Source organism: Mycobacterium sp. UM_CSW (assembly GCF_000455205.1).
Taxonomy (GTDB): Bacteria; Actinomycetota; Actinomycetes; order Mycobacteriales; family Mycobacteriaceae; genus Mycobacterium.
Genome location: NZ_AUWQ01000012.1, coordinates 148,629 through 173,825 on the forward strand (window position 1 = coordinate 148,629; position 25,197 = coordinate 173,825).

Here is a 25,197-nt window from a genome sequence, read left to right on the forward strand (position 1 = left end):
TTACCTTGTCGCGGCGGAGGTGGTGACGTCGACGCCGAGGATCCGGCTGGCCAGGGTCGCCGACATTGTTCCGACGTTGGCGCGCAGATCCAACTCCACGGCGTCCCGTTCCCGTTTGAGTTGTTCGGAGGCCAGCTGCACCGTCGCCATCACCTCTTGCTCGGCGCGGGCCCGCGCGTCCTCGATGACCTTGCGGCCTTCGGCGCGGGCGTTGTCACGGAAGGCCGACGCCTGCACGCGGGCCTCCTTCATGGCTTCTTCGTAATCGGCCTGGGCGGCTTCGAACTGCTCGGCCGACTTCTTGTTGTCGGCAACGGTCTTGGCGACCATGGCGTCGCGTTCGCGCAGCACCTTGAGGATCGGCGGCACCACGAAGGTGCCGATGACGCCGAGCACGATGAGGAAGATGGCGAGCACGAAGAAGAACGTGCCGTTGGGGACAAGGAAGTTGCTGCCCCCCTTGCCTCCCTCGGCGACCACCTGGCCGGCGGCGAGCACCATGGGGTTCGGGTCACCCATCACAGCGAACTACGTGACGGGCGTGGCGAATACGAACAACGCCATGAACGCCAGGTTGATGAAGTAGGCCGCCTCAACCAGACCGACGGTGATGAAGAACGGCGTGAACAGCCGGCCCTGCGCCTCGGGTTGCCGGGCGATACCCGAAACCAGCGCGTTACCGGCGATACCGTCACCGATACCGGCTCCGATCGCGCCGCCGCCCATGATGATCCCCCCGCCGATGAGGGCACCGGCAGCGATAGTGGGGTCCATTCTTTCCTCCTTTATCCAGCTCTATCTGTTGGCTTATCTGGCTGGGCTAGTCATGGTGATCCTCCAGCTCCATGGCCTGGCTGAAGTACAAGATCGTCAGGATCGAGAAGATGAAGGCCTGGATTGCCCCGACGAACAGGTCGAACGACTTCCAGATCGCGTTGGGCAACCACATGATGTAGGGGGGGAAGAGCGCGATCAGCGCCACCAGGATGCCGCCCGCGAAGATGTTCCCAAAGAGTCGGAGCGACAACGAGATCGGCTTCGCCAATTCTTCGACCAGGTTGATCGGCGCCAGGAACGCCACGTGCCCCTTGAGCACCTTGAGCGGGTGACCGACGATGCCCCGGCGCCAGATGCCTGCGATGTGGTAGCAGACGAAGACGAAAAGGGCCAGCGCCAGAACGTAATTGATGTCGGCCGCGGCCGACTTGAGCAACTCGGTGGTGTGGCCGGACTTGTCCGTGTACTGCAGCGGCAGCACCGAGAGCCAGTTGGAGATCAGGATGAAGATGAAGATGGTGACGGCCAGCGGCAGCACGAACGGCGCGATCCGCATCCCGATGGCGCTCTCGATCTGGTTGCGCATCTGGATGGTGAGCGCCTCCCAAAACAGTTGCACCCCACTGGGAACGCCACTCGACGTGATCTTGGAGCGCAGGAAGAACGCCAGGGCGATCACGATCACGCCGGCTATCGCGGTCGACAGCACGGTGTCGGTGTTGACGGTCAAGCCCAGCCAGGTTGCGGTGGTGTGCTCGCCGACCTCGATCTGGGAACCGGCCAGGATCGTCTCAGTCATCGCTGGTGCTCCTTCCGTCCGACCCGTCCGGGCCCAGGGCCGCGGCCGGCTCCCCCGTGCGCAGCTTCTTGTAGACCGGCACCGCGGTCGACACGACCAGGAGCACCTGGAAGAGCGCCAGGCCGAACATCGCGCCCAGGCCGTTCGGCCGGAAAACGTAGGCAATGATCAGCGCGATGACGGTGATAATCGCCAGTCGGGTCGCCGAATTGAGTGCCATCGAGCTTTTCAGTGGATGCTCTTTCGCGGTGATCGACGCGACCGAACGCCGGACCAACAATGCGTTGAGCAAACCCAGTAGCAACCCGACACCGAAGAACACGCCGAGCATGAGGCGACCCGACAATCCCGCGGCGAGCATCGCGAGCGCGGTGACCGCGACGCTGATCGCCAACAGCCGAACCGGACGGAAAGCAACAGAGGGGAACACCAACGGCGCGTCCTGCGCTGGTGTCGTCACTGCAGCACCTCAATCCCAGGTAGTAAAGCGGGGAACCCTCGACCGACCGATCGGTGGCCCGCCGAGCGTATCGCACGTCACGCTGGAATCACCCAAGGGGTAGCTCCCTTTGTCGGTCGTGAGTCGGCGCGCTCGGACAAGCGTCCGAAGGGCCGGCTGGCCGGCAACCCTCAAGGTCTCTTTTTGGGGTTCTACCTGCACCGTACCATATGACGGACACCACTACTACTGGGTGTCGTAGCCCTCGTCTAGTCCACGTCCGAGTAGTCGTCGCGACGGCGCAGGAGCGGGATCGCCGTCGCCACTCCGGCGACCACGATCGCCCCCAGCATCACCGCGCCGGTGTCGCGCGGGTTGAAAAAGATTGTGCTGGCGGCGCCGAACGCGACAATGCCCACCCATAAATAGATGAGCAGCACCACCCGGCGATGCGAATGGCCAATCTGCAGCAACCGGTGATGCAGGTGCATCTTGTCCGGGCTGAATGCGCTGCGACCCGCGCGGGTGCGACGCACGATCGCCAGCAACAGGTCGAGCATCGGCACGAAAATCACGGCCGCCACCAGCAGGAACGGCGACAGTAGAGCAAACACGTCGCGGGCGCCGTAGGCGTTCTGCGAAACCGGGCCTGCCGCGGTCGTCGCGGCCGCGGAGATCATCAGGCCGATCAGCATCGAGCCGGAATCGCCCATGAAGATCCTGGCCCGGTGGAAGTTGTGCGGCAGGAAGCCGAGGCAGGCGCCCGCCAACACCACCGAGATGACCGCGGGCGGGTAGAACAGCACGTCGCCGCCGTGGTCGCGCAGCAGGCCGACCGAGAACAGGCAGATCGCCATCGCCATGATGAGCCCCAGCCCGGCGGCCAGCCCGTCGAGCCCGTCGACGAAGTTCATCGCGTTAACGACCGAGACCGTCAGCGCCAGGGTCAGCAGGATCGACGACGCCTGGTCCAGCACTATCGTGCCGACGCCGCCGATCGGGATGTACAGCACGCTCCAGGCGACGCCCATGGTGACCAGCACGCTGGCCGCGGTGATCTGGCCGGCGAACTTGGTCAGGGCGTCCAGGCCCCAGCGGTCGTCGATCAGGCCGATGCCGACGATCACCGCGGCGGCCACCAGGACGGCGGGCATGCCGGTGGAGTAGACGAAGCCGCGGGTGAGCGCAGGCAGCTGCCAGGCCAGGAAGACGGCCGAGATCACGCCGAGGAACATCGCCAGCCCACCCATGCGCGGGGTGGGTGTGACGTGCACGTCGCGTTCGCGGGGGTAGGCGACCGCGCCCAGCCGGGTGGCCAGGACGCGCACCGGTCCGGTCGCGAAGTACGTGACGATCGCGGCGGTCAGCCCGACCACCGCGAGCTCGCGCAGCGGGACGCCGGTGCCGCGATCGGACAGGGCGAGCAGACCACCGGCAAGGCTGGACACCAACGAAACCGTACTGCACCGGGCTGAGACGGGATTGACGGCGCTCGCGCTAGGCGATCAGGCCGGCCGGGTCCATGCCGAGGACTTCGGCGATCCGCTCGGCGCTGACCGGGCCGGCCCGCAGGATGCGCGGGGTGTCCCCCGTCAGGTCGACGATCGTGGAGGCGGCCTGCTGCTGCGAGCGCCCCGCGTCGAGGTAGACGTCCACCAGATCGCCGAGCTGGTCGCGGGCCTCGTCGGCGTCGACCGCGGGCGGGCGGCCGGAGACGTTGGCACTGGACACCGCCATCGGCCCCACCTCGCGCAGCAACTCGATGGCCACCGGGTGCAGCGGCATCCGCAGCATCACCGTGCCGCGGGCATCGCCGAGGTCCCAATGCAACGACGGCGCCTGCGTCACCACCAGGCTCAGCGCGCCCGGCCAGAAGGCGCGGATCAGGTCGCGCGCCCCGTCGGGCATCGTGTAGACCAGGCCCTCGATGGTGTGCCAGGAGCCGACGAGCACGCCCACCGGCATGTCCCGGCCCCGGCCCTTGGCCGCGAGCAGCGCGGCAACCGCGGTGCTGTCGAAGGCGTCGGCGCCGATCCCGTACACGGTGTCGGTCGGCAACACGACGAGCCGGCCGTTTTTGACCGCACCCGCTGCCGACGCGATTCCGACCGAACGCTGGTCGGGATCGCCGCAGTCGAACACGGTGGTCAACGGGGCCCCCTTCGCGCCGTCACGAACCTCGGCCGCCCGGCCAGATCCCGGCGCGCCTCGATATCCTCGAAAAGCTCTGTGGCCCCGATCAATTCGACTGTTCGGGCCGACGTGGTGTCGTCGTGCTCGACGGCGAACATGCCGGCCGGGCGCAGCCAGCGCCCGGCGAGTCGGACGACGGCCGCGATGACCGCCATCCCGTCCGGGCCGCCGAACACCGCGTGCGGCGGATCATGTTGGGCCACTTCGGCTTCCACCGCGTGGTCATCGGGAACATAGGGCGGGTTGGCCACCACGAGGTCGACTTGTCCGTCCAGCTCGGACAGCAGCCCGGGGGCGGTCACGTCGGCGCGCACGAGTTCCACGGCGGTGCCCGCCGCGTTGCCGCGCGCGTACGTGAGGGCCGCCTCGGAGTCGTCGATGCCGATCACCCGCGCGGCGGGGCGGTGGCGGGCCAGCGCCACGGCCAAGGCGCCGGATCCGGTGCACAGGTCGACGATCACCGGCCGCGCCGGGAAGGGTTGCGCGGTGGCCCATTCCAGCATGGCCTCGGTCTCGGGGCGCGGAATGAACACACCGGGGCCGACGTGCAGCGTCACCGGCCCGAACGCCGCCGTCCCGGTGAGATGCTGCAACGGCACTCGCTTCGAGCGCGCGGCCACGATCTCGCGGTAGCGGCCGAAGAATTCGTCGCCCGGCGACTCGAGCAGGGTAAGCCGTCCGCGTTCGGTGCCGGTCAGGTGGGCGGCCAACTCCTCGGCGTCGTAACGCGCGGAATCGATTCCGGCTTCGGCCAGTTGCGCCGTCGCCGAGTCGATCGCGGTACGTAGGCTGCGCTGGATTGTCCCGCTCCTCCTCATCGCTTCGCTCTGCATCGTCGCCGGGACGTCATGCCTGCTGTAGCCGGGACTGCTTGTCCGCCGCGCTCAGCGCGTCGAACAACGCGTCGAGGTCACCATCGAGCACTTGGTCGAGATTGTGTGCCTTGAAACCGATCCGGTGATCGGTGATCCGGTTTTCCGGGAAGTTGTAGGTGCGGATGCGTTCGCTGCGGTCCACGGTGCGGACCTGGCTGGCCCGATCGGCCGACGCGTCGGCCAGCGCCTTTTCCTCCGCGAGGGCCTGCAGCCGGGCCGCCAGCACCTGCATGGCGCGGGCCTTGTTCTGCAGCTGCGACCGTTCGTTTTGACAGGTGACGACGATTCCGGTGGGCAGGTGCGTGATCCGCACCGCGGAGTCGGTGGTGTTGACGCCCTGCCCGCCCTTGCCGGACGAGCGGTAGACGTCGATGCGCAGGTCGGACTCGTCGATCTGCACCTCGCCGACTTCCTCGGGCTCGGGGTAGACCAGCACACCCGCGGCCGACGTGTGAACGCGCCCTTGGGATTCCGTCACCGGAACCCGTTGCACCCGGTGCACCCCGCCCTCGAACTTCATTCGCGACCACACACCGTCGGCCGCGTCGCCCTTGCTCGCGATGGCCAGCGTCGCGTCCTTGTAGCCACCCAGATCCGAGGTGGTTTCGTCGAGCACCGTGACCGTCCAGCCGTGCCGCTCGGCGTAGCGGATGTACATCCGGGCCAGGTCGGCGGCGAACAGCGCCGATTCCTCGCCGCCCTCACCGGATTTGACCTCGAGCACGATGTCGTCGGCGTCGTGGGGGTCGCGCGGCGCCAGCATGTCGGTGAGCTGGCTGTCCAGTTCGGCCACCCGGGACTCCAGTTCGGTGACCTCGTCGGCGAACGACTCGTCGTCGACGACCAGTTCGCGCGCGGCCTCGAGGTCGCCGCGCGCGGCCTCCAGCTTGCGGTAGGTGCCGACGATCGGCGCCAGTCGGGCGAATCGGCGTCCCGCCTTGCGCGCCTCGTCGGGGTTGCTGTGCAGTTCGGGATCCGCCAACCGCTTTTCGAGCTCGGCGTGTTCGGCGAGCAGCACGTCGATGGTCTGTACCGGCTTCGTCACGTCACACCTCCTGCCCCCGCACACAAAACCGACGCCCGGCCTGTGCAGACTCGCACAGTTCGGGCGTCGGTAAGCCAGCTATTTGTCGGTCGACTCGGCCGAGTCGGCCGCGGCCTTGCGCTTGCCGTAGCGCTTCTCGAAGCGGGCCACCCGGCCGCCGCTGTCGAGGATCTTTTGCTTGCCGGTGTAGAAGGGGTGGCACTGCGAGCAGACCTCGACGACGATGTTGCCGCCGGGCTTGGTGCTGCGCGTGGTGAACGTGTTCCCGCACCCGCAGTGCACGGTGGTCTCGCCGTACGCCGGATGAATGTCAGCTTTCATGATGTCCTTTTCGATCGTTTGCCGCCCGGACCGGGCGCGAACTCCAAGAACCTGATCTGGTCCTGGGTTAGTCGACCCTCGATTATGCCAGGTCAACCTACATCAGCCCAAACAGCGAGCTGGTCGCCCGCATTCCCGGCTGCTCAGGGCCGCGACGCGTCGCGGTAGACGCGGCTTTTTGCGTCGCGGGTCCACACCACGCCGCCGCCGGGTGCGGTGCCCAGCGCGCTGAGCTCGCGTTTGAGGATCTTGTTGGTCGCCGTGGTCGGCAACCGGTCGGCGAGCCAGACGTAGCGGGGCCATGCCTTGGGCGACAGGTCGGGCTGATCGGCCAGGAACCGGCCGAATTCCTCCGGCGTCAGCTCCGCGCCGTCGGCCAGCACGATGGCCGCCATCACCTGGTCACCCGAGTGGTCGTCGGGTACCGCGTACACCGCGACGTGGCTGACCGGTGCCAACCGCTCCAAGATGCGCTCGATGGGCGCCGTGGTCATGTTTTCGCCGTCGACGCGCAACCAGTCGCCGCTGCGCCCGGCGAAGTAGAGCCAGCCGTCGGCGTCTTTGTAGGCGAGGTCGCCGGACCAGAACATGCCGTGTCGCAGCCGCGCGTCGGTGGCCTCGGAGTCGTTGTAGTAGCCGGCGAACAGCCCGGCGCCGGTGGTGTTGACCAGCTCCCCGATCGCCTCGTCGGGGTTGGTCAGGGCGCCGTCGCGAAAGGTGGCGGGCGGGCACTCGGCCAAGGTGTCGGGGTTGTAGACGGCGACCCCGGGGAAGCCGCGGCCCAGCGACCCGGGCGGGCAGCCGTCCTCGCGGGTGATGACGATCGCGCCCTCGGTGGAGCCGAAGCCGTCCCACACGATGCAGTCGAACCGCCTGCTGAACTCGGCGATGTCCCGGTCGCTCGCCTCGTTGCCGACCGCGACCCGCAGCGGGTTGTCGCGGTCGTCGGGTCGCTCGGGCGTGGCCAGCACAAAGGCCAGCGGCTTGCCGACGTAGTTCATGAAGGTGGCCCCGTACCGGCGCAGGTCTCCCAGCAGCCCGGATGCCGAGAATGTCGCGGGGGCCATGGCCGCGCCGGTGGTCACCGCCACGCTCCACCCGGCATACAGGGCGTTGGCGTGGAACAGCGGCATCGACAGGTAGCAGACGTCGGAGGCGTCGAGCTCGAACCGCCCGACCAGCGTTGCCCCGGCGAACAGCACGACGAGGTGGGTGACCCGCACGGCCTTCGGGTCGCCGCTGGTGCCGGAGGTGAACAGCATCATGAAGGTGTCGGTCGGCGCGACCTCGCGATGCGGCGTCAGCGGTCCGGCGCCGCCAAGCAGCGCGCGCCACCGCTCGGCGGACACGTCGAAGACCCGGACACCGGGCAGGTCGAGGCCGTCCAGCAGCGCGCGGTGCGCCGGGTCGGTGAGCAGGATCTGGCAGTCGGCGCGGGCGATGTCGCGGGCCAGCGCGGCGCCGCGGCGGGTGTCGTTGATGCCGCAGAGCACGTAGCCGCCGAGCGCCGCCGACGCCATGGCCGTGAGCATCTCGGGGGTGTTGCCCAGCAGGGAGCCGACGTGCAGCGGACGGTCCGGGTCGGCGACCCCGATGACGGCGGCCGCGGTGGTGGTGGCGTCGGCCAGGTGCTCGCGCCAGGTCCAGACACGGTCGCCGTATTTCAGCGCCGGCGTGTCCTGATTCAGGCGCTGGCGAAGCAGTTGCTGCAGCGTCTCCGCCACGGCGCAGCTGAGTTAGTCGTTATCCATCGACCCGGGGGTCGTCTTGGACACCTGCACCAGGAACTCGTAGTTGTTCTTGGTCTTGCGCAGCTGGGACATCAGCAGGTCGATGGCCTGGTGGGGGTCCAGACCCGACAGCACGCGGCGCAGCTTGTGCACGATGGCGAACTCGTCGGGCGAGAGCAGCAGCTCGTCCTTGCGGGTGCCGGACGGGTTGACGTCGACCGCGGGGAAGACCCGGCGTTCGGAGATCTTGCGGTCCAGCTTGAGCTCGGCGTTACCGGTGCCCTTGAACTCCTCGAAGATGACCGTGTCACCGGTGGACCCGGTCTCGACCATCGCGGTGGCGATGATGGTCAGCGACCCGCCTTCCTCGATGTTGCGCGCCGCGCCGAGGAAGCGCTTCGGCGGATACAGCGCGGTGGAGTCGACACCACCGGAGAGGATCCGGCCGGACGCGGGCGACGCGTTGTTGTAGGCGCGGCCCAGGCGGGTGATGGAGTCGAGCAGCACCACCACGTCCTTGCCCTGCTCGACGAGCCGCTTGGCGCGTTCGATGGCCAGCTCGGCGACCGAGGTGTGGTCCGACGGCGGCCGGTCGAACGTCGAGGCGATGACCTCGCCCTTGACCGAGCGCGTCATGTCGGTGACCTCCTCGGGCCGCTCATCGACGAGGACGACCATGAGGTGGCATTCCGGGTTGTTCTTGGTGATCGCGTTGGCGATGTCCTGCAGGATCGTCGTCTTACCCGCCTTGGGCGGCGACACGATCAGCGCCCGCTGACCCTTGCCGATCGGCATGATCAGGTCGATGACCCGAGTGGTCAGCCGGTCCGGCGTGGTTTCCAGGCGCAGCCGCTGGTTGGGGTACAACGGCGTCAGCTTGGAGAAATCGGGCCGCTTCTTGGCCTCTTCGACCGAGCCGCCGTTGACGCTGTCCAGGCGCACCAGCGGGTTGAACTTCTGCCGCTGGTTGGGCTGCTCGCCGTCGCGGGGCACCCGAACCGCGCCGGTCACCGCGTCGCCGCGGCGCAGGCCGTTCTTGCGCACCATGTTCATGGAGACGTAGACGTCGTGCGGGCCGGCCAGGTAGCCGGAGGTGCGCACGAACGCGTAATTGTCGAGCACGTCAAGGATGCCGGCCACCGGCTGGACGACATCGTCCTCGCGGAGTTCGGTGTCGGCCCCGTCGCCGGACCGTTCGCCGCGGCGCCTGCGGTCGCGGTCGCGGAACCGGCGTCCCCGCCGGCCCTGACGGCCCTCGCCGTCGTCGTCCTGCTGGTTCGACCCGCCGCGATTCTGCTGGCCGCCCTGGCCCTGTTGATCGCCGCCCTGGTCGCCGCCGCGCTCGTCGGTCTTGGTGTCCTGCTGGCGGTCCTGGCGCTTGTCGGCTTCGCGGTTGGCGCCGCCTTTTTGGGTGTCCGCGTCCTCGGACGGTGATCCCGCTTCGCGGCTGGCACCGCGTCGTTCGCGGCGCGGCGCCTCGCCGGTGGAACCGTTCTGTTCCCCTTGGGCGGCCGGCGTTTCGGCCGGCGCCGCGGCGGTGGCCGTGTCGGATTGGTCGGATTTGCCGCTGTCCGCCGGGGCGGTATCGGGGGCGGCGGGGGCCGAAGTGCCGTTGGCCTGTCCCCTGATTTCCTTTATCGCGGCGATGAGTTCGTTCTTGCGCATTCCGGACGTCCCCTTGACGCCGGCCTGGTTGGCCAGCGCGCGCAGCTCGGGCAGCACCATGGTGGACAGGGAGCCGGCCGAGGCGTTGGTTTTGACGTCGGGTGCGTCTGTGGTCACGGCGTCCGAAGCGTGGTTGCTATCGGTGTTTTCGCCAGCCGTGAATAGGTCCGTATCTGTCACGGAGTTCCTTTCTTCCCCGCTGATCAGGTCATACGGGGGTTCGTTGCATTCAGCCAATTCGCCGAGTGCGCCCAATCATCGACTCTGCAACGGTGATCGCCCGGATCGGCGGAGAAGACGGCGAACCTCGTTCACGAGAAGAATTGGTGTTGTCCTAGCGGCAAGGCAGTTGCAGATGCAGATGCTGCGATTGCTGGACGGCTCCGAGGATAACCTGCATCACTGTCGGAAGCAAGCAAACCCTCCGACCACGCCGTGGATTAACCGGCGACGGTGACGCCCGGGCTCCAGCGAACTCCTTCGCCCGCGGTCATCTTGGTGACGGCAAATCCGTGTGCGGACCCGTACTCCAGCGCTTCCCGGGGTAACTCCGGCTCTGTGCTCAGTGCGATCAGCGAGGGACCAGCCCCAGAAAGCGTCGCTGCGATCTTATGACGTCGCAGCAGCCGCAAATATTCCGCCGAGCCCGGCATCGCGGGGGCGCGCTGGGGTTGATGGAGCAGGTCTTCGGTGGCCGGCATCAGCAGGTCGGGACGCTCGGTCAGCGCGACCACCAGCAGCGCGGCGCGGCTGACGTTGAAGCTGGCCTCGTCGTGGCTGACCCGGGTGGGCAGCAGCACCCGGGTCTCGGCGGTCAGCGAGCGTTCCTCGGGAATCGCGCAGAACAGGTGGATGTCCGGGTGCAGCCGCAGCGATACCGCCGAGTACCGGGGCCGCTCACCGGTGTCGTCGGTCCAGGAGACCACCGCGCCGCCCAGCACCGCGGCCGCGGCGTTGTCCGGGTGACCCTCGAATTCCGAACACAGCTGGATCAATTCGTCGACGCTCAGTGGAGTCGAATTGGTCTGCGCCACAAGCCCGTTCACCGCCGCCAGGCCCCCGACGACGGCCGCGGCCGACGAGCCCAGGCCGCGGGAGTGCGGGATGGCGTTTCGACAGCGCACCACCAGGCCGGGCGCACCGACGCCCGCGGCGTCCAGCCCGCGCCGGACGGCGCGCACGACCAGATGATCGGCGTTCAGCGGCACCTGGTCGGCGCCCTCCCCCTCGACCATCACCTCCAGGCCGGAATCGGTTGTCTCCACGACGATCTCGTCGCGCAGATCCAGCGCCAGGCCGATGCTGTCGAAGCCGGGACCGAGGTTGGCGCTGGACGCCGACACCACGGAGCTCGCCACCAGCCCGGCGGGCAGCATTCGGGCGGTCATTTCTTACGCGAGACCCAACTGTTCGACGACGAGGACGGGATCGACCGGCAACGGGGACACGGTCGGCATGTCCTTCAGCGCCGTGTCTGGATCCTTGAGGCCATTGCCGGTCACCGTGCAGACGACGGTCGAGCCGCGCGCCACCCAGCCGTCGTCGACGGCCTTGAGCAGCCCCGCGATGCTGGCGGCGGACGCGGGCTCGACGAAGAGGCCCTCCGAGGCGGCCACGAGGTGGTATGCCGCCAGGATCTCCTCGTCCGTGACCGCCAGGAAGCGGCCGTTGGATTGCTGCTGCGCGTTGACGGCGGCCGTCCAGGACGCCGGGGCGCCGATGCGGATCGCGGTGGCGATGGTCTCCGGGTGGCTGACCGGCTCGCCGAGCACCAGGGGCGCGGCGCCGGCGGCCTGGGCGCCCAGCATCCGGGGCAGGCTGCCGATCACGCCCTCGCGGTGATACTCGGTGTAGCCCTTCCAGTACGCGGTGATGTTGCCGGCGTTGCCGACCGGCAGCGCGTGCACGTCCGGCGCGGCGCCAAGCGCGTCGACGATCTCGAATGCCGCCGTCTTCTGGCCCTCGATGCGAACGGGGTTCACCGAGTTCACCAGTGAGATCGTCGGGAAGTCCGCGGCCATCTTGCGGGCCAGTTCCAGGCAGTCGTCGAAGTTGCCGTCGATCTGGATGATCTTGGCGCCGTGCATGACCGCCTGCGCCAGCTTGCCCATGGCGATCTTGCCCTGCGGTATCAGCACCGCGCAGGTGATGCCGGCGCGCGCGGCGTACGCCGCCGCGGAGGCCGAGGTGTTGCCGGTCGACGCGCACAGCACGGCCTGCTGGCCGCGGGCCAGGGCGTCGGTGACGGCCATCGTCATACCCCGGTCCTTGAAGGAGCCGGTCGGATTGAGGCCTTCGACCTTGAGATGGACCGTGCAGCCGGTCTTTTCCGAGAGCCGGGCCGCCGCGATCAGGGGGGTGCCACCCTCGAGGAGGGTGACCGGGGTCCAGTCGTCGCCGACCGGCAACCGGTCGCGGTACGCCGCGATCACTCCCGGCCACGGTTGGTGGGTGGCCGTACGGGGGACGCTCACAGGCCGTTTCCTTCCAGTCGCAGCACGCTGGTCACGCTCTGCACGACGTCCAAATCCGCGAGGGCAGCGACGGTTTCGGAAAGTGCGGCGTCGGTGGCGGTGTGGGTGACCACCACCACGCGGGCGCCCACCCGGCGCCCGCCCTCGTCGACCATGCCTTCCTGGCGCACCTCGGCGATGCTCACCTCGCGCTTGGCGAATTCCGTTGCCACCGAGGCCAATACGCCTGGCTCGTCGGCGACGTTCATGCTGACGTAGTAGCGCGTGGAGATGAGGCCCATCGGCGCGATGGGAAGTTGGGCGTACCGGGACTCCTTGGGTCCGCGGCTGCCCAGGACGCGGTTGCGGGCCGCCATCACCAGGTCGCCGGTGACCGCCGACGCGGTGGGCGCGCCGCCGGCCCCCTGCCCGTAGAACATCAGCCGGCCCGAGGCCGCGGCCTCGACCACCACCGCGTTGAACGCCCCGCTGACCGTGGCCAGCGGGTGCGACAGCGGCACCAGCGCCGGGTAGACGCGGGCCGAAACCCGTTGCTGGCCATCGTCTCCCGTGACGCGCTCGCAGATGGACAGCAGTTTGATGGTGCAGCCCAGCGACCGCGCGGACGCGAAGTCGGCCGGGGTGATCTTGGTGATGCCCTCGCGATAGACGTCGTCAGCGTGTACCCGGGTGTGGAAGGCGATGGACGCGAGGATCGCGGCCTTGGCCGCGGCGTCGTAGCCCTCGACGTCGGCGGTGGGGTCGGCCTCGGCGTACCCGAGCGCGCTGGCGTCGGCCAGGGCGCTGTCGTAGTCGGCGCCGGTGCTGTCCATCTCGGACAGGATGTAGTTCGTGGTGCCGTTGACGATGCCGGCCACCCGCAGCACCGTGTCGCCGGCCAGCGATTGGGTGAGCGGGCGGATGACGGGGATCGCGCCCGCGACCGCCGCCTCGAAATACAGGTCAACGTGGGCGTTTTCGGCCGCCTGCGCCAGCTCGCCGGTGGAGATGGACAGCAGCGCCTTGTTGGCCGTGACGACGGACTTGCCGTGCTCGAGCGCGGACAGGATCGCCTTGCGGGCGGGCTCGACGGGCCCCATCAACTCGACGACGATGTCGACGTCGTCACGGGACACCAGCTCTTCGATGTTGTCGGTCAGCAGTCCGATCGGGACGCCGCGGTCGGCGGCCAGGCGACGCACCCCGACGCCGCGCAGCACCAGCGGGGCGCCGACGCGGGCCGCAAGGTCCGCGGAGCTGTCCTCGATGATGCGGACGACTTCGCTGCCGACGTTGCCCAACCCGAGTACCGCTACGCCGACGGGCTTTTCGTCACCGGGCACAGGTCACCTCACCTCCAGACTCAAAAGATCGTCGACCGTCTCCCGGCGCAGCACCAGGCGGGCGCGCCCGCCGCGCACGGCGACCACCGCGGGCCGGCCGATCATGTTGTAGCGGCTCGACAGCGAATAGCAGTAGGCGCCGGTGGCGGCCACCCCGAGCAGGTCGCCCGGCTGCAGATCCCCGGGGACCCAGGTGTCGCGGACGACGATATCGCCCGTCTCGCAGTGCTTTCCGACGATGCGGGCCAGCTCCGCCGGCGCATCGCTGACCCGCGACACCAGCCGGGCGTCGTACTGCGCGTCGTAGAGCGCGGTGCGGATGTTGTCGCTCATGCCGCCGTCGACGCTGACGTAGCGCCGGTGCGCCGTGGTGCTCACGTCGACGTCCTTGACGGTGCCGACCTCGTAGAGCGTGATGGTCCCCGGGCCGACGATGGCGCGCCCCGGCTCGACCACCAGCCTGGGGGTGGGCAGCCCGACGGCCGCCGACTCGCTGCGCACGATGTCGCCCAGCTTGGCCGCCAGCTCGCCCACCGGCGGCGGATCGTCCGGAGCCAGGTACGAGATGCCAAAGCCGCCACCGAGATCGACCGTCGACAGCTGGGCCGTCTTCTCGACGCCGAACTCGTCGACGATCTCGTGCAGCAGGCCGATGACGCGGTGCGCGGCGAGCTCGAAGCCGGCGACGTCGAAGATCTGGGAGCCGATGTGGCTATGCAACCCGACGAGCCGCAGGTGGTCGGTTTCGAACACCCGGCGCACCGCCGCCATCGCCGCGCCGCTGGCCACCGACAGGCCGAACTTCTGGTCCTCGTGCGCGGTGGAGATGAACTCGTGGGTGTGCGCCTCGACCCCGACCGTGAGGCGCACCAGCACGTCCTGGACGATGCCCGCCTCGCCGGCGATGGCGTCGAGGCGCTCGATTTCGATCATCGAATCCAGGACGACATGTCCCACACCGGCTTTGACCGCGGCCGTCAACTCCGCGACGGATTTGTTGTTGCCGTGGAAGGTGATCCGCTCCGGCGGGAAGTCCGCGTGCAGCGCGACGGCCAGCTCCCCGCCGGTGCACACGTCCAGCGAGAGGCCCTCGTCGTTGATCCAGCGGGCTATTTCGGTGCACAGGAACGCCTTGGCGGCGTAGTGCACGTTGTGGCCGCCGCCGAACGCCGTCGCCAGGTCGTGGCAGCGCGAGCGGAAGTCGTCCTCGTCGACGACGAACAACGGGGTCCCGTATTCCTGCGCGAGCTGGGTCACCGGCACTCCCCCGATGACCGCCGCGCCCGTGTCGTCGCGAGTGGTGTTGCGCGGCCACACGTTCGGCGCGAGCCGCAGCAGCTCCTCGGGGGATTGTGGCCGCGTCGGGCTTTCCGCGTGCCGCGTCTCGTCGGCGTGCCGGGGACCGGCGGGGTGGACGTTCACATTCGCTCCGGTGCGGTGACGCCGAGGATCGTCAGGCCGTTGGCGATCACCTGGCGGGCGGCCTGGCACAGCGCCAGGCGCGCGGTGTGCAGGTCGGTGGGCTGCTCGTCGCCCTGCGGCAGGACTCTGCAGGAGTCGTAGAACCGGTGGTAGTCACCGGCGAGGTCCTCCAGGTAGCGGCAGATCCGGTGCGGTTCGCGCAGCGCGGCGGCGGTTTTCACCACTCGGGGGAATTCGCCGATGGAGCGCAGCAGCGTGCCCTCCTTGTCGTGGCTGAGCAGCTCGAGGTGGGAGGTGTCGGGGATGAGGCCGAGTTCAGAAGCGTTGCGGGCCAGCGCCGACAGGCGCGCGTGCGCGTATTGCACGTAGTAGACCGGGTTTTCGTTGGACGCCGACGACCACAGCGCCAGGTCGATGTCGATCGGCGTGTCCACCGACGAGCGGATCAGGCTGTAGCGGGCGGCGTCGACGCCGATCGCCTCGACCAGGTCGTCCAGCGTGAGCACGGTTCCGGCCCGCTTGCTCATCCGGACCGGCTGGCCGTCGCGGACCAGGTTGACCATTTGCCCGATGAGCACCTCGACGGTGGCCGGGTCTTCGCCGAAGGCGGCGGCCACGGCCTTCAGCCGGGCGATGTAGCCGTGGTGGTCGGCGCCGAGCATGTAGATGCACAGGTCGAAGCCGCGCTGGCGCTTGTCCAGGTAGTAGGCGATGTCGCCGGCGATGTACGCCGGCTTGCCGTCGCTCTTGATCACGACGCGGTCCTTGTCGTCACCAAAGGCGCTGGTGCGCAACCAGGTTGCGCCGTCCTTCTCGTAGATGTTCCCGGTGCCGCGCAGCCGGGCGATGGCCTGCTCGACCCGGCCGCTGGTGTGCATCGAGTCTTCATGGGTGTAGACGTCGAAGTCGGTGCCGAATTCGTGCAGCGACTCCTTGATGTGGGTGAACATCAGGTCGACGCCGATTTCGCGGAAGGTCTCGCGCATTTCGGTTTCGGGCAGGCTCAGCGCGTCGGGTGCCTTCTGCAGGACCTGCGCGGCGATGTCGTTGATGTAGCTGCCCGCGTAGCCGTCGGCGGGCACCGGTTCGCCCTTGGCGGCGGCGATCAGCGAGCTGGCGAACCGGTCGATCTGGGCGCCGTGGTCGTTGAAATAGTATTCGCGCACCACGTCGGCGCCCTGCGTCGTGAGCAGGCGCCCGAGGGCGTCGCCGACCGCGGCCCAGCGGGTGCCGCCGATGTGGATCGGTCCGGTCGGGTTGGCCGAGACGAACTCCAGGTTGACCTTCTGCCCGGCCAGGTCGTCCGAGTAACCGAACTCGTCGCCGGCGTCGATCACGTTGGTGACGACCACGGCCTGCGCCGACGCCTCGAGGCGCATGTTGATGAAGCCCGGCCCGGCCACCTCGGCCGCCGCGATGCCGTCGGCTTTCGCCAGCGCCTCGGCCAGCCATCCGGCCAGCTCGCGCGGGTTGGCTCCGACCTTCTTGCCCAGCTGCAGGGCCAGGTTGCTGGCGTAGTCGCCATGATCGGGGTTACGCGGCCGCTCCACGGTGACCGTCGCCGGCAATGCGGCAGCATCGAGCCCGCGCTCGGCAAGCACCGCGGCGGCGGTGACTTTGAGCAGCTCGGCCAGGTCGGCGGGGGTCACGAGCGTCCATCCTATTGGCTAGGGTCCCCCTGCCCCGAATCTATTGCAGGCGGCAGCGGGGCCGTTAGCCGGCTCGGGACCCGGCGACCGTCGCTATCGGCTGGCGCGGGCGGCCTCGATGGGCACGATGTCGACGAGCCGGTCGCCGCGGACGATGTGGTAGGCGTCATACCGATCGACGGTGGGGTCGCAGTGCGGGGTGGTGAACTCCACGCGCTCCCCGAGGCGGACGGGTGCGCCGGCGGGCCGGGTGAGTGCGCCGTGTTCGTCGCCGAAGAACCCATAGGTCGAGCCGCCGAACCGCGCGCCGGTCGGGCGCGGCATGGGGCCGTCCGTCGCGAACGCCTTGAGGCCCGCGTCGACGGTGACGATCGCCTCGGCGTTGGCGCTCACGACTTGGCTCGCAACCCAGAGGCTGGTTTCGAAGGCTCCGTCGTCGTCGTCGCCCAATGCGTCGGCGTATTGGGCGTCCATGAAAACGTACGAGCCGGGCTGCAATTCGTTGAGGACGCCCCGGTCCAGATCGGCCGCGACGGTTCCGGTGCCGCCGCCGGTGACGGTGCCTACCGGGTAGCCGGCGCTTCGCAGCGCGTCGACCGCGCGTGCGAGGCGCTCCATGCCGACACGGACTGCATCGCAACGCTTTTGGAAGCCAGGTATGTGCTGCCAGTGGCCGCCGTAGCCTTGAACACCGTACAGCGTCAGCCCCTCGCACCGGTGAATGTGCTCGCCGAGCGCCACCGCTTGTTCGGGCCCGGAGACGCCGGTGCGCCCGAGCCCCACGTCGACGTCGATCACGACGTTGACGCGAATGCCGCGGTGAAACGCTTGCGCGCTCAGCGCGGTCACCGGATCGGGATGATCCACCACGCAGGCAAATTCAGGGTCGAGCGCCGCCACCTCGCACAGCCGCGCCGGCATCGCCGGGTCGGCGACCGGCGAGGTCAGCAGGATGCCGCGCATGCCGGCGGCCGAAAGTGCCTCGGCTTCACCGATTTTGGCGCAGCAGATCCCTACCGCCCCGGCGGCGATCTGCTTTCTTGCGATCCAGGCGCACTTGTGCGTCTTGGCGTGCGGGCGCAGCGCCACCCGGTCGCGCGTCCGCTCGGCCATCCGGCGGATGTTGGCTTCCAGCGCCGCCTCGTCCAGGATCAGCGCCGGCGTGGGCAGGCGGAAGCGGGAGTTGGGCTCGCCAATCAGGGCTTGCGCCAACGCTTCTGCCGCTCGCATCGTCACCCGGACGCGACGGCGGTCAGATGCTCGAATCCCGCAATCGGGGCGATGTCGGGGAGCCGGCGGATCGCGCCGTTCTGCGCCCACTGCCCTTCGGGTACTTCATGGATGACGCACGACGTGACGACCATCCTGTCGCCGTTGCTGTGCGCCGCCGATGCGGCCACCTCCTGAAGGTCGGCGGCGAAGCGCGCCTTGCGGGCACCGTCGAGTACCCCGGTGCTGACCTGCCAGTCGATGAACACACCAGCTACCGCGGCGTCGGCGGGGACACCGGCGGAGTAGAAGCGTCCGGGCGAGAGCTCGTCCAGCAGGACCAGCGCCCGCATCCGGTGCTGGGGCTGGTCGGGCACCGACTCGGCCCGGCACGCCGCCTCGGTGAGGCCCGTGACCAGGCGCTCCTTGCCCGCATCGTCGAACGCGTCGGGCGTGAGTGTTACGCGCATTAACGGCATGACATGGTCCTTTCGTCGGTTCCTGCCTTCGTAATCTCCCCTAGCGCCGCCCCGGACGCCAGTGGCGGGGCGGACAGCTTTCTTGCATAATTCGCCACATGATCGGTTTTGACGTCCTGGTGCTCGACGGCGCGAGCGCGAGCGCCGTGGGCGTGACGGTCGACGTGGTCTCGGCGGCCAACCGGATCCTCGGCAAAACCGCGTTCGATCTGGGGTTCGTCTCGCCGAAAAGCCACGTTGCCCTGCGCGGTGGCCTGGCCGTCGCCGCGCAACCCCTGGCGGACACCGGCGCGCGGGACGTTGTCGTCGTACCGGGGTTGGGCGCCGCCCAGCCCGAGGAGATCGCCGCTCGGCTGAGCGGCACGGACGTGGCCGTCGCCGCCGAGTGGTTGGCGCGGGCGGCCGGCGGCGGTGCCGAGATCGCGGCGTCGTGCACCGCGGTGTTCGTCCTTGCCGGCGCCGGGCTGCTCGATCAACGGCACTGCGTCACGACGTGGTGGCTCGGGGCCGATCTGGCCCGGGTCGCGCCGGCGGCCAACGTGGTCATCGATGAAATGGTGGTTCGCGACGGGCCGATCTGGACGGCCGGCAGCGCCTTCGCGCACATCGACCTGATGCTCGCGCTGATGCGCCATCTCGGCGGCGCGGCGCTGACCGACGAACTCGCGAATCGCCTTGTGGCCGACCAGCGCACGTCGCAGGCGAGCTTCCTCATCCCCTCGCACCTGGCGGCGCGCGACGAGACGGTGGCGACGCTGGAGCGTTTCGTGCGGTCGCGGTTGGACGAATCGCACACGCTCGACTCGCTGGCCCGGTTGTGCGGCCTCAGCACCCGAACGCTGGCGCGCCGGACGCGAAACGCCGTGGGCCTCAGCCCGTTGCAGCTGGTGCAGCGGGTTCGCCTCGAACGCTCGCTGCATCTGCTGCGCACGACCCGGATGCCGCTCGAGGAGATCGCCGCCGCGGTGGGGTTAGCCGATCCGGCGACGCTGCACCGCCTGGTGAAGAAGCACACCGGCCGATCGCCCGGGGCGCTGCGTCCGAGTGCCCACGCAAGGGCCTCTTGAGCCCTGGCGGGGTCACCACCGTCACGTCGATGCGTTACTCTGGCTGGGCCCGATGGCGCAGCATCCTGTTTTGCGCCCCCGTAGCTCAGGGGATAGAGCGTCTGCCTCCGGAGCAGAAGGCCGCAGGTTCGAATCCTGCCGGGGGCACCACCTAACCAGCGCTTTCGCGACCATCACAGCAGTAGTCGGACCCGAAAGCAGCCTGAGTGACACGAGGATGACACAACTGCGCCTTAAGTCTGTTCACTCCCGGTAGCCTGCCTGTGCCTAACGGCTCTCGCCTACCTCGGCACGGAATGCGCGCCCTGCGTGCGTCTGTGCCGAAATCCCCGCAGGCTCTGTCGCGACCTTTTACGATGCGGTCCTGGGCCGACGACGCTGAAGGAGGACCCGGGATGGGGTTGCCCGCATTGGTCCTCGTGCACGGAGGCGGGTTCGCCGCTGATTCTTGGGAGCCCACCATCGACGTGATCCGCAGCCTGGAGCCGGAACTAAAGGTGCTCGCTGTTGATCTGCCGGGGCGGCGAGGGAAGCTCGGTGACCTGATCACCGCTTGTATCGGCGGCTGGGTGGACTCGGTGGTGTCGGACATCGAGGATGCTGCGCTCGACGACTTCGTGATCGTCGGCCATTCGCTGGCGGGCGTGATCGTCCCCGGTGTTGTCACCAAGCTCGGCTCGGCGCGGGTGCGGGAGATGATCTTGGCCACCGCGCAGGTACCAGCCAACGGCAGCGCCCTGGTGGACACGCTTCCCGGGGCGCAGAGCTGGTACGCACGTCGCACCGCGAAACGTTATGTGCAGAAAGGCCGTTCGGTCCGTCCGGGAGGTTTGCCTACTGCGTTGGCGGGGTTTGTATTCTGCAACGGAATGACTCCCGCACAACGCAGGTTCACGCTGGCTCGGTCCTGTCAGGAATCACCCTCCATGATGATAGAAAACGTTGACCGCAGCGGTATGCCCGACGATGTGCCACGCACGTGGATACTCACTGGGCGTGATCGTGCCGTCCCGAAAAAGATTCAACACGAGTGCATTGCCGCGCTTGGCGGAGTGCAGACGCTCATCGAGATCGACACCTGCCACATGCTGATGGTCAGCGAACCTGAACGGCTGGCAGAGATCCTCGTCGGGCGTTGCCGTTTGTACGAACAGCCCAGGCCCTGAAAACCTGTCGTGAGTGCTGCCCCAAACAATCGACCTTTGCGACGGGGCTAGGCCGTCGCGCCGTACTTAATCGCGTGCCATTGCTCGTCGGCGATTCCGACCTCCTGGGCTGCCTTGTAGAGCCTGACCTACCGCCGCGCCGACCTAAGAAACCACGCTCGGCGTAATTACCTGTCCCAGCGTGGCGCTGGCAGCCTTTAGCGCGTCGTCCTGACTGTGGGCGTAGATGCGGGCCGTGGTCTCGGCGTCGGCATGCCCTAACCACTTCGCGATCACCGCCAGCAGCACCCCGCGCAGGTGCAATGCGGTGCCGCAGGAATGCCGGGCATCGTGCAGCCGGATCTCGCGAACCTTGGCTTTGCGGGCCAGCTTGTGCCACGCCCGCGTCAAGGTGTCAGGCCGTCTTTTACCCGACGATTTTCCCAACATTTCCCCCCAACAAAAACCCCCCACGCGAATTTCCCAACGCCACAGCCTCATTTTCGCTGGGGCTAGTTTTGGGCGAAAGCTGGCCTATAGCAACGAGATTGGAAACGGATATGATGCGGGAAAAACACCACCGCCGGATCACCCGCAGGAGCCAACGGCGGATCATTCGGCCACCACTATCCGTTACGGCGCATATTCGGGGCAGTATGAGGCGGCCGAAGTTCGCACCAAAAACCTCACGTCGTCGTCGGTCATACCGTTCCGCTCGTGCGACTGGACCATACCCACGATCGAATCCATGCTGCGGCCCTGCGCCAGCAAAGCGCACATCTTGTGACCCATATTGATCAGGCCCTGATCACCCTTAGCGCTCGAGATGCCCTGATTGTGGAGCGCATTCAGGAACGCTGTGTCATTGTCGTCCGCGTGAGCGGTCGGAATAACGATCAGGAAAAGGGCCGCTGCCAGCACCGCGACGGTGCGCTTCATGACCGTGCATGGTAGCCCGACTCAGTCAGCGCTCGCGGGACCGGTCCCTGGTAGGCGGGCTCCTGGAAGTCAGCGTTTAAAACTCGCACGAGTGGGCACACCGCGGCATGATCGCGCGTCAGCTCCCTCGTTTTCTCGCTCCTGCGGTAGTGGCCGCGTCGGGCGTCAGCGCTTCCGTCCTCGCCTCTGCGACCCCTTTCGCCTCCGCCGATCCGTGTCCGGACGTTCAGGTGGTGTTCGCCCGCGGCACCGACGACCCCGCCGGGCTCGGCCCGACCGGGCAAGCATTCGTCGACTCCCTGCGCACCCGCGTTGGCGCAAAGTCGCTCGACGAATACGCGGTCAACTACCCCGCCACCCACGACTGGACGAACGCGGGTGAGGCCGGCATCAGGGACGCGGGCGCGCATGTCGTGTCGATGGCGCACGACTGCCCCAACACCAAGATGGTGCTGGGCGGTTATTCGCAGGGCGCGGCCGTGATGGGCTTCGTCACGTCGGCTGCAGTACCGCCTGGGATCGATCCGACGACGGTGCCGAAACCGATGGACCCGGAGGTGGCCAACCACGTCTCCTCGGTCGTGCTCTTCTCCGTGCCGAACGAACGGGCCATGAATTTCTTCGGCGAGCCGCCGGTCGTCATCGGCCCGCTCTACCAGGCCAAGACGATCCAGATTTGTGCTCCCGGGGACCCGATCTGCGCTGACGGGATGAATTTCGCCGCACATGACACGTACGCGACCAACGCGGCAGTGATTGACCAAGGCGCTTCCTTCGCGGGCGGTCTTCTTGGCGGAGCTGCCGGCGGGCCTGCGGTTGCGAGTCCCGGCGCGCCGACGACCGTCGTCGGGTCTCCTTCTGCGGGCGGCGTTAACGTTAATCACTGATTATCCCGCCCTGATCGATCAGCGCGCAGCGCCAACGTGATCATTCGCTCCGTGCGCAATCAAGGCCACCAACTCGCCGAGGGCTTTGACGGTGCGCATTGATGGACTCATAAAGCGGCTTCGCTGGCAAACCGCGTGGAGTCACCGGCGAACTGCGAGAGGTTAGACAGGCATTAGATACTAAGCAAACGCACGTTAATCGGCACGACCCGGGAACAATGGGAGAGGACCGCACTGCATGCTCGTCGTGATCGAGGAACCCAAGTTCGCGGCCTACCAGGGCCATCTTGGCGAAGTACCGCTGATCGAACGCGGCTCGTTAACCCTGTCGTTCGACACCAGAGACGGCGAGCGCGGCACTTTGCGGCTAAGCGCCGCCGAGTGCCGGGTGATCCTTCCCCACATCCAACGCCTCGTCGCCTCGACCTGACGAGGATTCGCTGGGCGGATCGACAGCCGTCGTCAATCCCGGCTGAGAACGAACGCCTCGATGTGGCGGTCGCCGGCGCGCGCCTCGTACTTGCGCCAGCCGGGGTACATCTTGAGCCCCTTCGCCCAGATCTCGTCGCGCTCGGCCGGCGTGGCCAGCCGCGCGGTGGCCGGCCAGGTGTCGCGGCCGATCGACACCGTGGCTTTCGGGTTGGCCTTGAGGTTGTAGTACCAGGCGGGGTGCTTTTCGCCGCCCCAGTTGGACGCGATGAGGCCGACGCCATCGGGGTGCGGGATTCCGTACAACGCGACGGTGCGGGGTTGACCGGACTTGGCGCCGGTGGTGGTGAGAATGACCGCGGGAACCCCGGTCACGATGCCGGCGAAGCTGCTTCGGCCACCGGTGATCTTGGTGACGAGGCGGTCCAGATGATGTGCCGCCGGGCGCATGACCGCCGCCCCCACCTTCGTGGCGGCGAAGGTGCGCATCATTCGATGGAACGGGTTGGTGGCGTCGAAGGACCGGTCGGACATGCTGTCATTCTTGCCGCAATTGCGTCGCCAGCTCTAGTAGGGCTCTGCCTGACCGCAGACCTCCCAGCCGCGGTTGCCGGACGGGCTGCGCCGTTCCGTTGGCGTGCGCCCCGCGCGGGCGCAGGCTTGATAAAACAGCGCGGCCACATCGTGCGGTCCGACAAAGTAGCCGTCGGCGTCCCACCATCGATTGAAGAACACGACGACGCGCTCGTCGTCGACCCTGGGCAAGAGCACGCTGCTCAGCCACGCCCACACGCCTGGTCGCGGGTTGCGATACAGCACGAGCATGCTCGGATAGGTCATCGTCCTGCTTTGACTGCTGTACATCCGTACGCAACGAAAATGATTGAGGTCGAAGGGAATTGCGCCGTCACCGCGGATCAGTGTGATGCTGCCGTTGTGGTCGACGTAGCAACTCTGGATCGCGCCCCGGGGCCGCGGGAAGCCCAGGGCGGCCACCAGCAGCACGGCCGGCGTCGCCGTCACCGCTAGCGGCAACGGCAGTTGAACGGTGACGAGCGCCAACACCACACACGGCGACACCACGCCTAGCCAGGCGCCCACCATCGGTTTGTAGTGCCAGAGACCCGCTCCGCCGCGCGGACCCTGAGCGGCGGGTCTTGCCCGGTACAGGTTCCGGAAGCGGGGATGCAGGCTTATGCCTACCCCGACGATCACGAACGCCGCCATGAACAACACGCTCGGCAACCACGGAGGCATGCCCGACATCATTGCCGTGATTCTCCGGCGGGACATCGGCCCGACGCAATGCGCCTACCGGTGCGAGGCGTCAGCCGGCGCCGGCCTGCCCGCCTGTCTGCGAAGTGACGACCGTGTAGAGCTCGGCGATAAGGTCGTCGCGCACGATGGCCACGTCGAATCCACTGGCGACCGCGTCGCCGCCCTCGGGTCCGAGCCGCCACGCCAGGTATCCGAATCCGCGGGTTTGGTAGACGGGACCGGCCTTGGTGAAAACCAGCCCACGCATCTGCGATTGCAACGCTATTGCCTTGGTTTCCAACGCTTCACGGCCGACGTGGTCCCTTCGTCGTCCGTCCAGCGAACGTCCGGGGCGTAAGTGCTGTTGATCGCCGGCGCTCTGCGCTCGGCATCGCGTTCGTTGAACACCCCGAGCAGATTCGCTTCCATCAAGTCATCAATGGTCTCAGTCATATGGGGAATCTACATGATAGATCATGCATTTTATTCCCAGGGTGCTGGTCGATGCGCTAGGAGAGCCGGCGTCGTCGCGATATCCTCGGCGGGTAGCGAAAAGGAATGATCGAAGTGTCACGTAGTCCGCGACGAAAGCCCGCCCAGGAACCCTGGCTGTCAGCCGCAGAGATGCAAGCCTGGCTTGCGTTCATGCGGGTGCAGATGCGGATGAATTACGAGATGAATCGCGAGCTGCAGAGCGACAGCGACCTGTCGCTTGCCGACTACCACGTCCTGAATGCGCTGACGGCTGCGCCCGGCGGGCGTCTGCAAGTCTCCGACCTGGCGGCGCTGATCGGCTGGGAACGTAGCCGCGCGTCGCATCAGTTGCGTCGATTATGCGAACGCGGTCTCGCCGAGCGGGTTCCATCGAAGGACGACCGTCGGGCGACCGACGCGATTCTGACGAAGGCGGGCCGCGATGCGATCGACGCGGCGGCTCCCGGTCACGTGGCTTTGGTCCGACGGCTCTTCTTCGACCCGCTGCCCGACGAACTGCTTGCTCCGTTCACCGCGGCGCTGGAACACATCCACGTCCACATGAATCTCAACAGCTCTTTGCCGCCGGTTCCGTGGTGA

29 protein-coding genes and 1 tRNA gene are annotated in these 25,197 nt (G+C 67.8%); 6 read left to right on the forward strand and 24 right to left on the reverse strand.

The window, feature by feature from the left end; genetic code table 11:
• The 18 genes from N415_RS05515 to N415_RS05600 all read right to left on the reverse strand — a co-directional run bounded on the left by N415_RS05515 (position 1) and on the right by N415_RS05600 (position 18,390).
• On the reverse strand, positions 1-519 hold the full coding sequence (locus N415_RS05515) for a F0F1 ATP synthase subunit B (RefSeq protein WP_068104764.1): 519 nt from the start codon (positions 517-519) through the stop codon (positions 1-3).
• Positions 520-528: 9 nt separating this feature from the next.
• Positions 529-774 (reverse strand): F0F1 ATP synthase subunit C, encoded by a 246-nt coding sequence (locus N415_RS05520; protein ID WP_066928722.1) that lies wholly within the window; start codon positions 772-774, stop codon positions 529-531.
• Between the two features lie 46 nt (positions 775-820).
• The gene (gene atpB / locus N415_RS05525) at positions 821-1,576 is read right to left on the reverse strand and encodes a F0F1 ATP synthase subunit A (RefSeq protein ID WP_068177976.1); all 756 of its coding nucleotides are present in this window, start codon (positions 1,574-1,576) and stop codon (positions 821-823) included.
• The gene (locus N415_RS05530; protein WP_068177980.1) at positions 1,569-2,036 is read right to left on the reverse strand and encodes an ATP synthase subunit I; all 468 of its coding nucleotides are present in this window, start codon (positions 2,034-2,036) and stop codon (positions 1,569-1,571) included. Before N415_RS05530 ends, atpB begins: the two co-directional genes overlap by 8 nt.
• A gap of 248 nt (positions 2,037-2,284) precedes the next feature.
• On the reverse strand, positions 2,285-3,466 hold the full coding sequence (locus N415_RS05535) for an MraY family glycosyltransferase (RefSeq protein ID WP_173817323.1): 1,182 nt from the start codon (positions 3,464-3,466) through the stop codon (positions 2,285-2,287).
• Positions 3,467-3,512: 46 nt separating this feature from the next.
• Complete coding sequence (locus N415_RS05540) at positions 3,513-4,166, reverse strand: L-threonylcarbamoyladenylate synthase (protein ID WP_068177984.1); 654 nt, start codon at positions 4,164-4,166, stop codon at positions 3,513-3,515.
• Positions 4,163-5,026, reverse strand: coding sequence for a peptide chain release factor N(5)-glutamine methyltransferase (prmC, locus tag N415_RS05545; RefSeq protein WP_068178161.1), 864 nt, complete (start codon positions 5,024-5,026; stop codon positions 4,163-4,165). The genes N415_RS05540 and prmC overlap by 4 nt, the downstream gene beginning before the upstream one ends.
• Positions 5,027-5,054: 28 nt before the next feature.
• Positions 5,055-6,128: a peptide chain release factor 1 gene (gene prfA / locus N415_RS05550; RefSeq protein WP_068177987.1), complete on the reverse strand. Its 1,074-nt coding sequence runs from the start codon at positions 6,126-6,128 to the stop codon at positions 5,055-5,057.
• A 78-nt stretch (positions 6,129-6,206) separates the two neighbouring features.
• On the reverse strand, positions 6,207-6,449 hold the full coding sequence (rpmE, locus tag N415_RS05555; protein ID WP_067148709.1) for a 50S ribosomal protein L31: 243 nt from the start codon (positions 6,447-6,449) through the stop codon (positions 6,207-6,209).
• Positions 6,450-6,592: 143 nt separating this feature from the next.
• Positions 6,593-8,173, reverse strand: a complete 1,581-nt coding sequence (gene fadD1 / locus N415_RS05560; RefSeq protein ID WP_068177991.1) for a fatty-acid--CoA ligase FadD1 — start codon at positions 8,171-8,173, stop codon at positions 6,593-6,595.
• A gap of 12 nt (positions 8,174-8,185) precedes the next feature.
• Complete coding sequence (rho, locus tag N415_RS05565; protein WP_068178164.1) at positions 8,186-10,024, reverse strand: transcription termination factor Rho; 1,839 nt, start codon at positions 10,022-10,024, stop codon at positions 8,186-8,188.
• Positions 10,025-10,284: 260 nt separating this feature from the next.
• On the reverse strand, positions 10,285-11,232 hold the full coding sequence (gene thrB, locus N415_RS05570) for a homoserine kinase (protein ID WP_152531252.1): 948 nt from the start codon (positions 11,230-11,232) through the stop codon (positions 10,285-10,287).
• A gap of 3 nt (positions 11,233-11,235) precedes the next feature.
• Entirely contained in the window at positions 11,236-12,318 is a 1,083-nt protein-coding gene (gene thrC / locus N415_RS05575; protein ID WP_068177994.1) for a threonine synthase, read from the reverse strand.
• A complete protein-coding gene (locus N415_RS05580; RefSeq protein WP_068177996.1) occupies positions 12,315-13,640 on the reverse strand; it encodes a homoserine dehydrogenase in 1,326 nt (441 codons plus the stop codon). Before N415_RS05580 ends, thrC begins: the two co-directional genes overlap by 4 nt.
• Positions 13,641-13,643: 3 nt before the next feature.
• Positions 13,644-15,062 carry a diaminopimelate decarboxylase gene (lysA, locus tag N415_RS05585; RefSeq protein WP_068177999.1) on the reverse strand — a complete coding sequence of 473 codons (1,419 nt, stop codon included), beginning with the start codon at positions 15,060-15,062 and terminating at the stop codon, positions 13,644-13,646.
• Positions 15,059-16,711, reverse strand: a complete 1,653-nt coding sequence (gene argS, locus N415_RS05590; protein WP_068178002.1) for an arginine--tRNA ligase — start codon at positions 16,709-16,711, stop codon at positions 15,059-15,061. The genes lysA and argS overlap by 4 nt, the downstream gene beginning before the upstream one ends.
• A 93-nt stretch (positions 16,712-16,804) precedes the next feature.
• Positions 16,805-17,941, reverse strand: a complete 1,137-nt coding sequence (locus N415_RS05595) for a DSD1 family PLP-dependent enzyme (protein WP_068178006.1) — start codon at positions 17,939-17,941, stop codon at positions 16,805-16,807.
• 2 nt (positions 17,942-17,943) lie between these two features.
• Positions 17,944-18,390, reverse strand: coding sequence for a hypothetical protein (locus tag N415_RS05600; RefSeq protein ID WP_068178008.1), 447 nt, complete (start codon positions 18,388-18,390; stop codon positions 17,944-17,946).
• A gap of 107 nt (positions 18,391-18,497) precedes the next feature.
• Between N415_RS05600 and N415_RS05605 the strand changes: the two genes are divergently transcribed.
• From N415_RS05605 to N415_RS05615, 3 genes are all read left to right on the forward strand, one after another.
• Entirely contained in the window at positions 18,498-19,466 is a 969-nt protein-coding gene (locus tag N415_RS05605) for a helix-turn-helix domain-containing protein (RefSeq protein WP_068178012.1), read from the forward strand.
• Positions 19,467-19,540: 74 nt separating this feature from the next.
• Positions 19,541-19,616 (forward strand) — tRNA-Arg (locus tag N415_RS05610).
• Between the two features lie 245 nt (positions 19,617-19,861).
• The gene (locus N415_RS05615; protein WP_068178017.1) at positions 19,862-20,632 is read left to right on the forward strand and encodes an alpha/beta hydrolase; all 771 of its coding nucleotides are present in this window, start codon (positions 19,862-19,864) and stop codon (positions 20,630-20,632) included.
• A gap of 144 nt (positions 20,633-20,776) precedes the next feature.
• Here N415_RS05615 and N415_RS05620 read toward each other — a convergent pair whose 3' ends face one another.
• Together N415_RS05620 and N415_RS05625 are read right to left on the reverse strand one after the other, a co-directional pair.
• Positions 20,777-21,022 (reverse strand): tyrosine-type recombinase/integrase, encoded by a 246-nt coding sequence (locus N415_RS05620; RefSeq protein ID WP_068178022.1) that lies wholly within the window; start codon positions 21,020-21,022, stop codon positions 20,777-20,779.
• 222 nt (positions 21,023-21,244) lie between these two features.
• Positions 21,245-21,550: a DUF732 domain-containing protein gene (locus N415_RS05625; protein ID WP_068178025.1), complete on the reverse strand. Its 306-nt coding sequence runs from the start codon at positions 21,548-21,550 to the stop codon at positions 21,245-21,247.
• Between the two features lie 107 nt (positions 21,551-21,657).
• On the opposite strand from N415_RS05625, the gene N415_RS05630 reads away from it, so the two are divergent.
• A complete protein-coding gene (locus tag N415_RS05630; RefSeq protein ID WP_068178028.1) occupies positions 21,658-22,437 on the forward strand; it encodes a cutinase family protein in 780 nt (259 codons plus the stop codon).
• 238 nt (positions 22,438-22,675) lie between these two features.
• On the forward strand, positions 22,676-22,867 hold the full coding sequence (locus tag N415_RS05635; protein ID WP_068178030.1) for a hypothetical protein: 192 nt from the start codon (positions 22,676-22,678) through the stop codon (positions 22,865-22,867).
• A 32-nt stretch (positions 22,868-22,899) separates the two neighbouring features.
• Here the strand turns inward: N415_RS05635 and N415_RS05640 are convergent, their stop codons facing one another.
• The 4 genes from N415_RS05640 to N415_RS32540 form a co-directional block, all read right to left on the reverse strand.
• On the reverse strand, positions 22,900-23,400 hold the full coding sequence (locus tag N415_RS05640; RefSeq protein WP_081665080.1) for a nitroreductase family deazaflavin-dependent oxidoreductase: 501 nt from the start codon (positions 23,398-23,400) through the stop codon (positions 22,900-22,902).
• A gap of 33 nt (positions 23,401-23,433) precedes the next feature.
• Positions 23,434-24,123, reverse strand: coding sequence for a hypothetical protein (locus tag N415_RS05645; RefSeq protein ID WP_152531253.1), 690 nt, complete (start codon positions 24,121-24,123; stop codon positions 23,434-23,436).
• Positions 24,124-24,193: 70 nt separating this feature from the next.
• Positions 24,194-24,391, reverse strand: coding sequence for a hypothetical protein (locus N415_RS32535; protein WP_239645453.1), 198 nt, complete (start codon positions 24,389-24,391; stop codon positions 24,194-24,196).
• Between the two features lie 14 nt (positions 24,392-24,405).
• A complete protein-coding gene (locus tag N415_RS32540; RefSeq protein ID WP_239645454.1) occupies positions 24,406-24,576 on the reverse strand; it encodes a hypothetical protein in 171 nt (56 codons plus the stop codon).
• Positions 24,577-24,681: 105 nt separating this feature from the next.
• On the opposite strand from N415_RS32540, the gene N415_RS05655 reads away from it, so the two are divergent.
• Positions 24,682-25,197 carry a MarR family winged helix-turn-helix transcriptional regulator gene (locus N415_RS05655; protein WP_343203453.1) on the forward strand — a complete coding sequence of 172 codons (516 nt, stop codon included), beginning with the start codon at positions 24,682-24,684 and terminating at the stop codon, positions 25,195-25,197.

What these genes read in the sequence shown, in the direction of transcription:
- prmC (WP_068178161.1), bottom strand. Translation starts at nt 5,026, where the DNA reads ATGAGGAGGAGCGGGACAATCCAGCGCAGCCTACGTACCGCGATCGAC.
- rpmE (WP_067148709.1), bottom strand. Translation starts at nt 6,449, where the DNA reads ATGAAAGCTGACATTCATCCGGCGTACGGCGAGACCACCGTGCACTGC.
- thrB (WP_152531252.1), bottom strand. Translation starts at nt 11,232, where the DNA reads ATGACCGCCCGAATGCTGCCCGCCGGGCTGGTGGCGAGCTCCGTGGTG.
- N415_RS05655 (WP_343203453.1), top strand. Translation starts at nt 24,682, where the DNA reads ATGATCGAAGTGTCACGTAGTCCGCGACGAAAGCCCGCCCAGGAACCC.
- N415_RS32535 (WP_239645453.1), bottom strand. Translation starts at nt 24,391, where the DNA reads ATGCGTGGGCTGGTTTTCACCAAGGCCGGTCCCGTCTACCAAACCCGC.
- N415_RS05595 (WP_068178006.1), bottom strand. Translation starts at nt 17,941, where the DNA reads ATGCGAGCGGCAGAAGCGTTGGCGCAAGCCCTGATTGGCGAGCCCAAC.
- N415_RS05600 (WP_068178008.1), bottom strand. Translation starts at nt 18,390, where the DNA reads ATGCGCGTAACACTCACGCCCGACGCGTTCGACGATGCGGGCAAGGAG.
- N415_RS05645 (WP_152531253.1), bottom strand. Translation starts at nt 24,123, where the DNA reads ATGCCTCCGTGGTTGCCGAGCGTGTTGTTCATGGCGGCGTTCGTGATC.
- N415_RS05615 (WP_068178017.1), top strand. Translation starts at nt 19,862, where the DNA reads ATGGGGTTGCCCGCATTGGTCCTCGTGCACGGAGGCGGGTTCGCCGCT.
- N415_RS05520 (WP_066928722.1), bottom strand. Translation starts at nt 774, where the DNA reads ATGGACCCCACTATCGCTGCCGGTGCCCTCATCGGCGGGGGGATCATC.
- N415_RS05640 (WP_081665080.1), bottom strand. Translation starts at nt 23,400, where the DNA reads ATGTCCGACCGGTCCTTCGACGCCACCAACCCGTTCCATCGAATGATG.
- N415_RS32540 (WP_239645454.1), bottom strand. Translation starts at nt 24,576, where the DNA reads ATGACTGAGACCATTGATGACTTGATGGAAGCGAATCTGCTCGGGGTG.
- N415_RS05605 (WP_068178012.1), top strand. Translation starts at nt 18,498, where the DNA reads ATGATCGGTTTTGACGTCCTGGTGCTCGACGGCGCGAGCGCGAGCGCC.
- N415_RS05625 (WP_068178025.1), bottom strand. Translation starts at nt 21,550, where the DNA reads ATGAAGCGCACCGTCGCGGTGCTGGCAGCGGCCCTTTTCCTGATCGTT.
- N415_RS05630 (WP_068178028.1), top strand. Translation starts at nt 21,658, where the DNA reads ATGATCGCGCGTCAGCTCCCTCGTTTTCTCGCTCCTGCGGTAGTGGCC.
- N415_RS05515 (WP_068104764.1), bottom strand. Translation starts at nt 519, where the DNA reads ATGGGTGACCCGAACCCCATGGTGCTCGCCGCCGGCCAGGTGGTCGCC.
- N415_RS05635 (WP_068178030.1), top strand. Translation starts at nt 22,676, where the DNA reads ATGCTCGTCGTGATCGAGGAACCCAAGTTCGCGGCCTACCAGGGCCAT.
- atpB (WP_068177976.1), bottom strand. Translation starts at nt 1,576, where the DNA reads ATGACTGAGACGATCCTGGCCGGTTCCCAGATCGAGGTCGGCGAGCAC.